The sequence below is a fragment of the Streptomyces sp. NBC_00154 genome (assembly GCF_026342835.1).
Taxonomy (GTDB): domain Bacteria; phylum Actinomycetota; class Actinomycetes; order Streptomycetales; family Streptomycetaceae; genus Streptomyces.
Genome location: NZ_JAPEMI010000001.1, coordinates 2,036,535 through 2,049,592 on the forward strand (window position 1 = coordinate 2,036,535; position 13,058 = coordinate 2,049,592).

Annotated in this window: 11 protein-coding genes; 6 read left to right on the top strand and 5 right to left on the bottom strand. The window is 68.7% G+C overall.

Going from position 1 to position 13,058, the window contains the following annotated elements; all coding sequences use genetic code 11:
* Positions 1-19: 19 nt before the first annotated feature.
* The 3 genes from OHA03_RS08885 to OHA03_RS08895 all read right to left on the bottom strand — a co-directional run bounded on the left by OHA03_RS08885 (position 20) and on the right by OHA03_RS08895 (position 2,989).
* A complete protein-coding gene (locus tag OHA03_RS08885; RefSeq protein ID WP_267002489.1) occupies positions 20-613 on the bottom strand; it encodes a hypothetical protein in 594 nt (197 codons plus the stop codon).
* A 222-nt stretch (positions 614-835) separates the two neighbouring features.
* On the bottom strand, positions 836-1,891 hold the full coding sequence (locus tag OHA03_RS08890; RefSeq protein WP_267002491.1) for an aldo/keto reductase: 1,056 nt from the start codon (positions 1,889-1,891) through the stop codon (positions 836-838).
* Between the two features lie 228 nt (positions 1,892-2,119).
* Complete coding sequence (locus OHA03_RS08895) at positions 2,120-2,989, bottom strand: LLM class F420-dependent oxidoreductase (RefSeq protein ID WP_267002493.1); 870 nt, start codon at positions 2,987-2,989, stop codon at positions 2,120-2,122.
* Positions 2,990-3,442: 453 nt separating this feature from the next.
* Here OHA03_RS08895 and OHA03_RS08900 point away from each other — a divergent pair, with 453 nt between their 5' ends.
* Together OHA03_RS08900 and OHA03_RS08905 are read left to right on the top strand one after the other, a co-directional pair.
* Positions 3,443-4,132, top strand: a complete 690-nt coding sequence (locus OHA03_RS08900) for a peptidoglycan recognition protein (protein WP_323181181.1) — start codon at positions 3,443-3,445, stop codon at positions 4,130-4,132.
* 206 nt (positions 4,133-4,338) lie between these two features.
* Positions 4,339-5,043, top strand: coding sequence for a CorA family divalent cation transporter (locus tag OHA03_RS08905; protein WP_267002497.1), 705 nt, complete (start codon positions 4,339-4,341; stop codon positions 5,041-5,043).
* Between the two features lie 70 nt (positions 5,044-5,113).
* Here the strand turns inward: OHA03_RS08905 and OHA03_RS08910 are convergent, their stop codons facing one another.
* Positions 5,114-6,085, bottom strand: a complete 972-nt coding sequence (locus OHA03_RS08910) for a CDP-alcohol phosphatidyltransferase family protein (protein ID WP_267002499.1) — start codon at positions 6,083-6,085, stop codon at positions 5,114-5,116.
* 159 nt (positions 6,086-6,244) lie between these two features.
* A complete protein-coding gene (locus OHA03_RS08915; protein WP_267002501.1) occupies positions 6,245-6,742 on the bottom strand; it encodes an ATP-binding protein in 498 nt (165 codons plus the stop codon).
* Between the two features lie 311 nt (positions 6,743-7,053).
* Here OHA03_RS08915 and OHA03_RS08920 point away from each other — a divergent pair, with 311 nt between their 5' ends.
* The 4 genes from OHA03_RS08920 (at position 7,054) to OHA03_RS08935 (ending at position 12,986) form a co-directional block, all read left to right on the top strand.
* The gene (locus OHA03_RS08920) at positions 7,054-7,905 is read left to right on the top strand and encodes a helix-turn-helix transcriptional regulator (protein WP_267002503.1); all 852 of its coding nucleotides are present in this window, start codon (positions 7,054-7,056) and stop codon (positions 7,903-7,905) included.
* A gap of 11 nt (positions 7,906-7,916) precedes the next feature.
* Positions 7,917-8,108, top strand: a complete 192-nt coding sequence (locus OHA03_RS08925) for a hypothetical protein (protein ID WP_267002505.1) — start codon at positions 7,917-7,919, stop codon at positions 8,106-8,108.
* Positions 8,109-8,441: 333 nt separating this feature from the next.
* Positions 8,442-10,769, top strand: a complete 2,328-nt coding sequence (locus tag OHA03_RS08930; protein WP_323181182.1) for a SpoIIE family protein phosphatase — start codon at positions 8,442-8,444, stop codon at positions 10,767-10,769.
* A gap of 204 nt (positions 10,770-10,973) precedes the next feature.
* The gene (locus tag OHA03_RS08935) at positions 10,974-12,986 is read left to right on the top strand and encodes a cell wall-binding repeat-containing protein (protein ID WP_267002507.1); all 2,013 of its coding nucleotides are present in this window, start codon (positions 10,974-10,976) and stop codon (positions 12,984-12,986) included.
* Positions 12,987-13,058: the final 72 nt, after the last annotated feature.

The following is a 13,058-nucleotide window of genomic DNA, read 5'->3' on the forward strand; positions in this document are numbered from 1 at the left end:
GGCGCAGGCCGGGCGGCCGCTACCGGCTGGGGACCTCGCTGCCGAACAGCATCCACGGCGACTGCTCGAACGACGCCACACCCGACAACTGCGGCTGCACCGCCGCCACCTCGTGCCGTACGGCCAGAGTGTCCGGCCAACTGTCGAAAAGCGTGGTGCCGTTGACGATGACCCCGTCCCAGTCGGTCGCCACCGATGCCCCCTCCCGGTCGACCACGAAGCCGATGCAGAGCACGGAGGCCCTGCCGATCGCCTCCCTGATCGCGCGGACGGCCAGCTCCTGATCGTCCTGGGACAGCCCGTGGAGTCCGAATTCGAGAGCGACGACGCCACCCCTCGTACGACGGATGCGCGCGTACACCTCGGCGCCGCTCTTCACCCACAGCAGGAAGCTGATCTCGTCGAGCCGTTGCAGGCCCGCCACGGTCACCAGCTGCTCCCAGGTCACCCGCGCCTGGGTGGCCGGCGGTTCGGAGCCGGGACTGACCAGTGTGATGCGGCCGGTGGCGGGGTGGTCGAGCCGCAGCCCCGCCGCGCCCAGATCCCCGAGCAGCGACTCGGCATCGAGTCGGCTCCAGCCGAGATGGTACGAGTGGAAGAAACCGTCTTTCATCGACGCTTCACCTCATAAGAGTGTGGGGGCACCTCTTCGGATGTGCGTATGAGCACGTCGAGTCACCGCTCGGCGGCGGCAAGTCTTCAGCTCACATTCGGTCGGTCACGAGCGTAATGAGCGCAGCCGACGGAGGCGTGGGCCCACGGGCCCATGAACGGGCCCCAAAGCGCTCAGCGTGCCGATGCCCCGGGCTGACGGCCGATGAGGACCTGAACCGGCTCAGGCGACCGGCACGGCGGGGGCGGTGAAGAGCGAGGCGTCCCCGCCCTGGACCCTGTCCCGGACACCTGCGCTCGCCTCGTGCGGCACACCCAGCGGAACGGCACTGACCTCGGAGAGGCGGGTGTACTGCTCGGGCGTGAGGACGACGTCGAGGGCGCCCAGGTAGTTGTCGAGCTGGCTCACGGTGCGCGGGCCGACGATCGGGATCTGGGAGGTCGCCGCGCGTGCGGCCCGCTCGTTGATCCAGGCGACCGCGACCTGGGCCGGGGGCGCCCCGGTCTCCTCGGCGACGGCAATGACGGTGTCGACGATCGCGGCCTTCTGATCACTGCTCTCGGTGTGCACCAGGGTCTTCAGATCGCTGAGCCGGCCTTCCGCGCTGCCGCGGTACTTGCCGGTCAGCAGCCCTCCGCCGAGCGGGGACCACAGGGCGGTGCCGAGCCCGAGGCTCTCGGCCATCGGCAGCAGCTCACGGTCGGCGGTCCGCTCGACCAGGCTGTACTCGACCTGGATTCCGGCGACGGGCGCCCAGTTCTTCAGGTCCGCCAGTGTCGCGGCGCGGGAGACTCGCCAGGCGGGGAAGTTGGACAGTGCCGCGTGCAGGATCTTGCCCTGGCCGACGAGGTCGTCGAGGCCGCGCAGGATCTCCTCGACCGGCGTCAGGCCGTCGGGGAAGTGCACCCAGAGCAGGTCGATGTAGTCGGTGCCGAGGCGCCGCAGACTCGCCTCGACCGAGTGACGCATGTTCTTCAGGCCGTTGCCGGTCCGCGACAGGGCCGGCTGCGGAGCGGCGCCGTTGGTGAACTTCGTGGCCAGGACGAAGTCCTCCCGGTCCGCGCCGAGGAACTCCCCCAGCAGCGTCTCCGACTCACCGAACTGGTAGTGGTCCGCCGTGTCGAGGAAGTTCCCGCCGGCCTCGGCGAACCGGTCGAACATGCGGCGCGCCTCGTCGGGCTCGGCCCCGGCGCCCCAGCCGGTGCCGAAATTGCCGGTACCCAGTGCGTACTGGGAGACGCGCAGCCCGGTACGGCGGCCGAAGGTCGTGTAGCGCATGGAGTTCTCCCTGGAAATCGAGTCCGTCCGCAGACCCCGGAGCCGTCGGCGAGCAGTTGGCCGCGGACCACGACGGTGCTGTCGCCCGCACTCGACAGCGACCGCCCCGGGGCGTCGGCGCATTCCGTCGCCGCTCTGCTGATCGACTACGCCGTCGGTGCCGCGGAGCAGGAGCGGTCTCCTGGTACGGAGAAACCCGCAACCGGCTGCAAACGGCTCCCGGGCGGTCTAGCCGATCGTGTCGAGCCTGGGCACGATGCGCGCGGCGAGCTGTTCGGTGAAACTGACCGGGTGCCGGTCCGGCAGCACCTGGACGGCGGTGATGCCGAGCTCCGCGTACTCCTCGACGTCGGCGAGGAACGCATCGGTCTCGTCCAGCACCGGCCTGTTGAACATGAGGGTCTTCTCGATGGAGTCGTAGTCGCGGCCCACCGCCGCGCAATGCACCCGCAGTACGTCGAGCTTGTGGGCCACCTCGTCCACATCGGTGGCGAACAGGTTGCACGCGTCCCCGTACCGGGCGACCAGCCGCAGCGTCTTCTTCTCGCCGCCGCCGCCGATCATGATCGGCGGCCGCTCGCCGATCGGCTCCGGCATGCACAGCGTCTCGTCCAGCCGGTAGTGCCGCCCCTCGTACGGGCCGTTCTCCTCGCTCCACATCTGCAGACAGATCTGCAGCGTCTCCTCCAGCCGTTCGAACCGCTCCGCGACCGGGACGACCGGCACCCCGAGTCCGCGCTGCTCCCGCTCGTACCAGGAGGCGCCGAGACCCAGCACGGCCCGGCCGCCGGACAGCACGTCGAGGCTGGTGACGATCTTCGCCAGCAGGCCCGGATGGCGGTACATCACCCCCGTGACCATCAGGCCGAGCGTCATCCGCTGGGTCAGCGCCGCCACGAATCCGAGGGCCGTGTACCCCTCCAGCATCGGCTCGTCGGCCGTGCTCTGCGGGGTCTCCATCTGGAAGTAGTGGTCCATCACGGTGAACGAAGCGACCCCGCCCTGGTCGGCGATCCGCGCCGCCTCGGCGAGCGTGGGCGCGATGAGCGCGGGGTCGGCGGGTTGCGAGTAGTTCCAGTAGTGCAGGCCGAGCTTCACGTCCACTCCTCCGTGCCGGAACCTCTGCGACGACCCTGTGCAGTCCTTCGTCACGGTACGTGCGTCCGGGCAGGCAGGCATGGACAGTACGCCCGGCCGGGTGCCGGGGCCTCGGCTCGACCTTGCTTCGGAACCCTTGCGGGAGTCGGCATGCTCCCCTGCATGCGGTAACCCGGCGCGCGCAGCCGACCTCCCCCCGGAAAGCTGTTGGGCGTACGCACCCCCACCGTCCCCACGGCGAAAGACAAAGAGGGTCTCCCTGTGCGTTTGTACCGAATGGCACTGTGGGTCACGGTCCCTTTGGCCGTTCCTCTCCTGGCGGCACCGGCCGGGGTGACGAGGGCCGGCAGCGGGACGATGCCGGAAAGCCCTCCCTCGGCGCAGCGGACCGAAACCGTTGCGGAGCCGGCCGTCGATTCCACATGGCCGTACCCCACCCTCGGAGCGACGCCGGTGACATTCCCCCGTGCGGCGCTTCGGCCCGCCATCGTGTCGCGTGCGCAGTGGCGGGCCGACGAGACCCAGCGCGACGCCCATGCCCACTACGCGGGAGGGGTGACAGCGATCTTCATCCACCACACCGACACCCCCAACGACTACAACTGTGCGGACGTCCCGCTCACCCTGCGCAACCTGTACACGGGCCAGACCCACGACCGGAATTGGGGAGACCTCGGCTACAACTTCCTCGTCGACCGATGCGGCAACATCTACGAAGGCCGCGCCGGCGGTGTCGACCGCCCCGTCGTCGGCTCCCACACCCAGGGGTTCAACCGGGGCACTGCGGGGATCGCGGCAATCGGCACCTTCGGACGAGGGACGAAGGTGCCGGCCCCCATGGAGCACTCGATCGCGGCCCTCGCCGCCTGGAAACTCGGCCTGCGCGGTGTCGACCCCCGCAGCAAGGTGCGACTCACGTCCACCAATGACAAGAGCCGCTACGCCAAGGGCACTTCGGCCGAATTCAATGCCATCTCCGGCCATCGCGACGGCAATGAGACCGACTGCCCCGGGGATGCGCTGTTCGCCCGGCTCCCCGCGATCCGGGACATGGCCGCCGATCTCCAAGGCAGGTCTGCGGGAGCATTCTCCGGTATCGGCGTCCCGGTGACCTTGCAGAGCCTCCACCAGGGCGGCAACTGACGCCGGTCATCGGTCGGCGCGCTCACGGACGCCGGCGGCCCGGCCCTCACCCGTTCGGGGCCACCGGCGGTGCGAACGGGTCCCTCCGTGTGCGTGGACGTCGGGGTCTGCCCACGCTGAAAGGTGCTGCAGCCGGTGATCCACGATGAGGGACGATGATCGTATCGGTGGTGTCGATGCCGGAAGGCGTCGTTACTCATACACACGTGTCGGAGGCGCGTGAACGTCTCGCGGCATCCCGTTTTCTGATCGTGGACATCGAGCTGCCCGAGGAGGCACCGCCCGACGAACAGCCGGTCGCCCACCAGCTCGGTCTGGAAGCCGAGGACCTGGCGTGGCTCGGAAGGGAGGGCAAAGCCGTGCGTGCCGAGTTCCTCGGAGAGAGCGCCGGGTTCGTCGTACCGATGTTCCGGCAACGCCGGCCCCAGCAGGTCTATCGTCTGGCACGGCTACGACGGCGCGCGGCCCTCCTGCACCACTCGCTCCTGCCCTACCTGGAGGCGACGGACGAGACCTTGACGCGGAGGATGATGAGCGGCAGCTTCTCGGAGGAGCGGCAGCGGCTCGCCCGCTCGTACCAACGCGCTGCGAGGTCGGTGCTCACGGACATCGCGTCTCTCCAGGACGCCTCCCGGCGAGCCTTCGTCAGCTACTCCTCCCTCGTGTCCGGCGAGCAGAACGGCGTGATCAACCGGCTGGCCGTCGTGTCGACGATCTTCCTGCCGCTGACGTTCCTGACCGGATTCTTCGGCATGAACTTCACGTACATGACCGATGAGTTGGAGAGCACGACCGTCTTCTGGCTGCTGGCTGTGGGGCTGCAGGCGATCGTCCTGTCCATCGCCCTCTACGTGCTGCACCGCACCCGCCTCTGGCGGAAGCTGCGCGACGACAGTCCCGATGACCTGTGAGCCCACGCACGCTCGACATCGCCGGTTCCTCTTCCGGCCCTTGCTCTTGGCCATCACCCTCCACCGGAGGTCAGGCCGCAGTCGTGATGTTCCGTTGTTGTTGTTCGAAGGAGCTCATCGTGCGCGTGAAGTCCCGGGTGGACAACAGCAGCTTGTAGACGATGGCCAGTTCGAAGACCAGCAGCAGTGCCGCGCTGACGACAGTGGCACCGATGACCTGGTCCAGGAGCGGGCCGATGATGAACACGCTCATCTGGAACTCGATGCCACTGATCAGATGGGTGCGGATGCGGTGACGCAGCATGAACGAGCGGAACCGCAGGTAGCCGGGGAAGCGGTGACGGAACTCCTGTTGCAGATCGATCACTTGCCCTCGGGAGGCGGCGAGTGTCACTGGACCGGAGGGCGCCTCCTCCCGCGCAGGGAGGCTGGTTGCATCCTGCTCGATGTCGGCTTCGGGGTTGTCCCGAAGCAGGTCCTCCATGAACGCGAGCTCCGCCTGGTTCTCGGCTCGACGGGCTGACCGGATGCGCGACTTGATCTGCTTGCGCATCGTGTGCCGGGTCTTGAAGATCTCCAGCGAGTTGATGTACCGCAGGCCGTCCAGGAAGACGACCACGGCAGCGAGCCAGACATAGATCATCTCGCCGGTGCGGGAGTACTGGCCGGCCATGAGGGCGATGGCGCACGCCATGACCCGTATCCGGTCGAAGATGTAGTCCAGCCAGGCACCGAACACAGACCCCTGACCGGTGAGACGGGCGACCTTGCCGTCCATGCAGTCAAGGATGAAGCTCAGGTGGTAGACCAGCGCGCCGGCGATCAACCAGTACCAGTCACCCTTGGCGAAGCAGGCGGCAGCAACCAGCCCCAGGACCAGCGCGCCCCAGGTGATCTGGTTGGGAGTAATACGGGTGCGCCTGGCAACGAACCGCACCAGAGGTGTGGCTACGGGGTCGACCAGGAGCACGGTCCACCATGCATCGCGCTTCTTCTGCGTAATGCGACGCACCTCGGCGAGGGGCGGTATGTCTCGACGCATGGAATAACTTCCTGAAGTTCTACTGACGTTCACCTGAACTTAAGAAGGCGGTGATCCAGATACAAGGCTCCACCGGTGCAACCTTTACCCGCCGGTAGGAGTCATGGAGCGTTTCCGGCGCGCCTGCTCACGTACGACCGCGGCCCGGCGAAGCCTCCGTCACCTGGGCAGCCGGGCCCATGACCTGATGCCCGCATGCGGCGGCAGCGCGTCGCAGACGCCCCACTGCCCGCCCCAGTCGTCCACTACGGAATCCAGCAGCCACAGGGCCCTCCGGCGTCGCTCGGCACAGAGGGCGACGGTATCGGGATCGGCGTGGCGCGGGTGCTGGTCCCAGACGGCCAGTCGAAGTGCGTTGTCGCGGTGCCGGGCGGAGACGTACAGATCGAGGCCCGGGGTCATCATGCCGGCGACACCCCCGAGCTCACCCACCACGAGCGCGGTCGGCCAGGCGTACGGAGTGAGCCCGTACGCGCGCAGCGAGGCCGTGACGGCATTGCGCCCGATCGCCGCGCTGCGCGGGTCGCCGGGGAGAGTGAGACTGAGCGCCGGCCCACGATCGGCGATGCGGCGGCTGGGCTGCGGATACGCGTACGGGTCGGGTGCGGGCTCCTCGACGGCTACCGGGCAGAGCGCGGCGCGCGGAGATTTCGGCATGACTGACTCCCCTTCTGTACAGGTGGCGAGTTGGCGGTCTCTCTTCCGCGTCGATGCGCACAGGTGGCTCTTGCGCTGCGGAATGAGCGGTGGCTTGCCTCCCTGGCACGGAACCGCCCCTCCCAGGGCAGGAGGATGCGGGCAGGACCGCGCGATGCACTTCCAACTCGTCGCAGCGTGACCAGTGCGTCACCAAACGTAGTTGGCTGGGGGTCATAATGGCCACCCACTCCCGCAAATTTGAATCCTTACGTGGTCCAAGGCGCGGTCTGCACGGCAGACTTCGCACGGAAGGTCACGGAAGGACTGACATGGCATCGCGAACGTCCCCGACCGAACGTCAGCGGCGTTTGGGTAGCGAACTCCGGAAGATGCGCACCACGGCCGACATCACTGCCGAGAACGCGGCCAGGCTGCTCGGGGTCGACCGCTCCAGGCTCTCGAACATCGAGCAGGGTCTCCGCGCCATCAGCGAGGACCGTCTGCGCACACTCGCCAACGCCTGCGGCTGCACGGACGAGGCGTATGTGAACGCCTTGGCCGACATGGCCCGTCCCTCGCACCGCGGCTGGTGGGAACACTACCGGCCCACCCTCCCCAGCGGCCTCCTGGACATCGCGGAGCTGGAAGCCCACGCCTTGCGCATGCGGACGGCCCATTCCGTACACATCCCGGGGATCTTTCAGACCAGCGATCACGCCCTCGCCGTCTTTCGCGTCGTCGTGCCGGCTCTTCCCGAGCACGAGGTCGCCCTCCGCCTGGCCCACCGCGTGGAACGCCAGCAGGTCCTGGACGGCGTGACACCGCCGGAGTACGTCGGCGTCATCCACGAAGCTGCGCTGCGTATGCAGTTCGGCGGCAGAAGGGTGGCCCGCGCCCAGCTGGAACACCTCCTGGCCGTGTCGGAGCGCCGCCACATCACCTTGCGCGTGACCCCGTTCGACGCGGGCGCCTTCCCCGGTGCGGGACAGACCGTGAACTACTCCGAGGGCCCCGTACCGCAGCTGGACACGGTGCAGGTGGACAGTACACATGGGCCCGAATTCCTTTATGGGGAAGCGCAACTGGCCAAATACCGTTCACACCTCGACTGGATGGAACGGATTGCGCTGCCACCCGAGAAGTCCCGGGATTTCATCCACGACATCGCACGTCATCTCTGAGGGGAGTCTCCGTGCACGGCATCACATGGGAAGAACCGTTCTGTGGTGAGGGAGCCAGCTGCTACCGACTCGGGACGGATGATCAGGGCAACAGCTACATCGCACTCGTCGGCCAGGAGGCCCACCACCTCACCGACAGCCGAGAGGCGCTCCGGCAGATGATCCGCGACATCAAGGCCGGCAAGGCCGACCACCTGCTCTGACGCCGGAGGCCCGGGCCGGTTTCGGTAAGAGGCAACTGCGCATCGGCTATGCCACCGGCAGACTCGCCGTCCGGTGGATACGCGGCGGCGCACACGTCACGCAGCGCCGGTGTCCGAGTTCCGGTCGCGGCACAGCGGCCGGCGGGGCCCCATACCGCTCGGTGTCGCCGCGTCGAGCGCATCGCGGCACACTGAAAACGGGCGTCCAACCGGCGCCGAGTGCTCCTCAGGACGGAGGTCACCACCTCACCTGCGGGTTCATCGAAGACTCGGGGCGGTCACCCGCTGTCAGAACGAGTGATCGCCCCGATGGCCGACGGAGGTGCCTGGGCCGTGAGGGGCGACACGCTCATGATCATCGATGGTTCCGGTGTGATCACGGAGTGGAGTCACGAGGCCGCCTCCTTGCTGGGCCTCCCCGAGTCCGAGGTGCTGGGTCTTCCGGCGACAGGACTCTTCACGGTCGGCAAGGGCAATCATGGCGGGGAGGAGCTGCAGCTGAGGAGCCGAGAGGGCCGCACGGCAACCTGCCAGCTGTGGGTGCGACCGGTGCTGCGAAAGGGCGCCGTGGCCTGGGAAATCGGGCGGCAGCCGACGGAACCCACGGGCGGGACCCATGCGGACGACATCAGCGCGAGTGTGATCGAGGCCCTGTTCACCCAGTCACCCATCGGCTTGCACATCCTCGACCCCGAACTCCGGGTCGTGCGCGTCAATATGGCCACACGTGCCTTGCACGGAGTGCCGCCCGAAAGCCTGCTGGGTCGGACACTCATGGAGGCGTACCCCTTTTCGGACCCTGCAGCCGAGGAAACCGTGGCCCGCCGTGTCCTGCAGCGAGGCCTGCCAGTGCTCGACCGCTTGGTGCGTGTTCGCCCCCCTGCCGATCACGGCAGGGAACGAGTGTTCTCCGCATCCACCTTCCGGCTTCAGGACGCCCGAGGTGCAGTCCTCGGGCTTGCGATCTCCACGGTCGATGTCACCGACCGGGATCGGGCGCACGCGCACACCGCCGTCCTCGCCCGTGTGCGCGAATCCGTCGGCCAGTCCCTCGACGTGGTCACCACCTGCCAGGAAGCAGCGGATGTCCTGGTACCTGTGTACGCCGACATCCTCGTGGTCGAGGTAGTGGATGAAGTCGTACGGGGTGAGGACCCCCCGGTCGGTCCCCTCAGCCGGGATGTGCCCCTACGGCGTGCTGCCTTCCGCAGCCGTGTCGTGGAGCCCGTGCATCCGGTCGGCGATGTACGCACCGCTCCCTACGCGACCCCGTTCGGGCAAGCTCTGTCCGACCTGCGTCCCCGGCTCGTGGAATTGACTGCCGACAGTGCCTGGCTGGCGGCGGATCCGCCACGTGCCGAGGCCATCCGCGCGTCGGGAGCGCATTCGCTCATCACGGCACCGCTGACGCTCCGCGGCACGGTGCTGGGGCTGATGAGCCTGTACCGCTGCGGGCAGACCGAGCTCTACGGAGAGGACGACGTCGACCTCTCCCTCGAACTGGCCGCCCACACCGCGCTGTGCATCGACAATGCCCGCCGCTTCACCCGCGAGCGGACCATCGCCGCCACGACCCAGCGCCGGCTGCTGCCCCAAGGCCCTTCTCCGCAGTCGGCCGTCGACACTGCGTGGCTCCGCCTCCCCGCGGACCTGGGTGCGAGCTGGTTCGACACCATCGCCCTGCCCGGCGCCCGCACAGCACTGGTCACCGGCAACGCGACCGGACAAGGAATCTCTGCCGCCACCACCATGGGGCAGCTGCGCACCGCAATCCACGCGCTGGCCGCACTCGACCTGGAGCCCGACGAACTCCTCGCCAGACTGCACGACACCACCGGCCGCCTGGCCGAGGAACGTGCGGCGCTCCCACCCGCCGATCCGCTGCACAACGAGACACTGACCGCAAGTTGTATCTACGGGGTCTACGACCCCATCACCCGCATCTGCACCATCGCCCGAGCGGGCCACCCCGCACCGATCGTCGTCCAGCCTGACGGCACGACCCACGTCTGCGACGTCCCGGCGAGCCCCCTGCTGGGATGCGCCGAGGACATGCCCAGGGCTTCCGCGAGCCTCGAACTCGACGAGGGCAGCATCCTCGCCTTCTACACCGCAACCCTGCTCCCGGAGGCGGAGAAGGATCCGGGCCTGCTCCGGAGCGTCCTGAGCCGGTCCGACCGCTCCCTGCAGTCCCTGTGCGACGACGTCGTCTACGCACTGGGAAACGATCCCCCAAGAGGCGACGCCGCGCTTCTCCTGGCCCGTACCTCCGGCATCGCCCCCGACCACGTGGCCACCTGGCGACTCACCCCCGACGCGACAGCCCCCGGCGAAGCCCGAGCCCTTGCCCGGCGCCGCCTCACCGACTGGGGACTGGACGAGGAAACCGTCTTCACCGCAGAGCTGATCGTCAGTGAACTGGCCACGAACGCCGTGCACTACGGAGCCCCGCCCGTGCAACTGCGCCTCATCCTGGAGCGCGCACTCACCTGCGAAATAGCGGACGCCGGCAGCTCCGCACCCCATCTGCGGCACGCGCCGGTCGTGGACGAAGGAGGTCGCGGGCTGTTCATCGTCTCCCAACTCGCCCACCAGTGGGGCACCCGCTACAGCCAGAACGGCAAGACCATCTGGGCCGAACAGTCCCTCCCGCCCCATTGAGGACTCAATGAACCGGGAAAGCAGGGCCGCACCCCGCTGGGGCACATCGCGCTGCCACCGCGCGACCACCACCTGCTGCAACGAAAGCTGTTCCTTTCTGATCACGTGTGCCGCTACAGTGACGCAGCTGTCGTAGGGGAACGTGAGGTTCCGTTCCGCGCCGGGGAGGCGAACGGCAGCCTTTCATCACTCTTGTGGGGGCACATGAAGATTCACAGACGCCGCGTGCTCGCGGCACTGGGCACCGCCGTCGCCGTGGCGGCGGGCATGGCCACCGCGCCGGGCGCGGCTGCGGCAGACCCCGTGACGTGGCAGGCCACGGACGGCAAGCTGATGTTCCTCAACGGCGCACGCAACGTCCTGCAGACGCACCAGCTCGGCAGCGGCACCTACACCGACTTCGTCGCCGCAGGAAGCCAGCCGGCCTGGTCGCCCGACGGCAGCCGGGTCGCGTACGTGAAGGACGGCCGGGTCGAGACCCGCCGGTACACCGGCTCCACCCTGGTCAAGATCCCTGAGCGGGACACTCCGCGAGGGGTGGGCCATCCGACGTTCCTGTACACCGGCAACACGCTCGTCTACTCCGAAGACGGCCGCCTCCGCTACGCCCCGTCGGACGGTTCCCGCTATGCCGAGCCGCTGTTCTCCACCGCGGAGGACGGCTGCGATCGCAAGCCGAGCGCGTCCGTCAACGGCCTGATCGCCTTCGTGCGCACCGGCGACACCTGCAGCTCGCCGACCGGGTCGGCCATCTGGCTCTACGACGACACCACCGGCGGCTTCACGGAGCTGACCGACAACGGCGACGACCCCGCGGTCTCGCCCGACGGCACGCAGGTCGCCTTCGTCCGCGAGGCCCGGCTGTTCGTCATCAACGTCGACGGCACCGGGGAGCGCCAACTCTCCTTCACCGACGGCGCGTACGCCCCGGCGTGGTCGCCCAGCGGCACCCGGATCGCCGTCACCAACGGAACCGACGAGGACGCGGCCACCCCCCGCATCGTGGACGTCGCCACCGGTGAGGTCACCAAGATGCCGTCGCCACCGGGCACCTCGTCGACCCTCGACATCGCCTGGCAGCCGCTGCGCCGCCAGAGCGTCGGACGGGTCTGGGGCGCCGACTCCTCGGCCACCAACGTGGCCTCGTCCCGCTGGACGTGGAACACGGTCGGCCGGAGCGAGCTCGGCCTGATCGACGCGCGGACGGCCGTCCTCATCAGTAAGGACAGCCCGTCCTACGCCCTGACCGGGCAGTCGCTCGCCGGCCAGAAGCAGGGCCCCCTGCTGATGACGTCGAAGACCTCGCTGTCGAGCGCCGTGCAGACCGAGCTGAAGCGCACGCTGAAGTCCGGCGCCACGGTCTACCTGGTGGGCGGCACGGACATCCTCTCCAGCACGGTGGCGAGCAAGGTCAGCTCGCTCGGCTTCACACCCAAGCGGCTGGCGGGAACCTCGCGCTACTCCACGTCCGTGGCGGTCGCCAAGGCGGTCACCAGCGCCCCGGAGTACGTGTTCGTCGCCACCGGCACCGACTACCACTCGGCACTCGCGGCCTCCGCGGCGGCCGGATCGCTCGGCTACGGCGGCAAGGGAACGGTCGTCCTCAACGAGGGCAACACGCTGTCGTCGTCGGTGAAGTCGTACCTCAACTCGCTCGACCCCGACCAGACCATGGTCATCCCGGTCGGCACCTCCGCGAAGTACGCGCTCACGCACACGCAGCTCTCCAACTGGCCCGACACCTGGACGTACTACCCGATCAGTGGCAGCGGCCACGACGGCACCTCCGTCGCGCTCGCCCGCTTCTGGTGGAGCTCCCCGTACCAGGTGGGCCTGGCCTGGTCGGACAGCTGGCGCGGCGGCGTCTCGGCGAGCGCCGGCATGCTCTCCTACGGCCCGGTCCTGTGGACCGACGAGACGACGCTGACGGAGACGGACGCGACCTACCTGCGGCAGCAGGCGGCCGGGGTCAGTTCCGTCATCGCCTTCGGCGGGACGGGGTCGGTCTCCTCGGCCGAGCTGACCGCGGCGGCCTCCGCCATCAGCGCGGGCAGCTCGCTGGTGGACTACCGCCCGTACTACAACGGTCTCGCCCCGGCGCAGCAGACGACGCTCTCGGCGCAGCGCGACGCGAGCGACACCGGCACAGCCGCTCCGAGGGCCGGGACCGCGGCACCGCGACCGGACCTGGACGCGGTGCGGACCTCGACCAGGTAGCGGACGGGCAGGACGGTCCACCGGCCCCGGGCGTCACGTACGCCCGGGGCCGGTTGTACGGGGTGCTCGACA

What these genes read in the sequence shown, in the direction of transcription:
- OHA03_RS08935 (WP_267002507.1), top strand. Translation starts at nt 10,974, where the DNA reads ATGAAGATTCACAGACGCCGCGTGCTCGCGGCACTGGGCACCGCCGTC.
- OHA03_RS08910 (WP_267002499.1), bottom strand. Translation starts at nt 6,085, where the DNA reads ATGCGTCGAGACATACCGCCCCTCGCCGAGGTGCGTCGCATTACGCAG.
- OHA03_RS08920 (WP_267002503.1), top strand. Translation starts at nt 7,054, where the DNA reads ATGGCATCGCGAACGTCCCCGACCGAACGTCAGCGGCGTTTGGGTAGC.
- OHA03_RS08890 (WP_267002491.1), bottom strand. Translation starts at nt 1,891, where the DNA reads ATGCGCTACACGACCTTCGGCCGCCGTACCGGGCTGCGCGTCTCCCAG.
- OHA03_RS08885 (WP_267002489.1), bottom strand. Translation starts at nt 613, where the DNA reads ATGAAAGACGGTTTCTTCCACTCGTACCATCTCGGCTGGAGCCGACTC.
- OHA03_RS08915 (WP_267002501.1), bottom strand. Translation starts at nt 6,742, where the DNA reads ATGCCGAAATCTCCGCGCGCCGCGCTCTGCCCGGTAGCCGTCGAGGAG.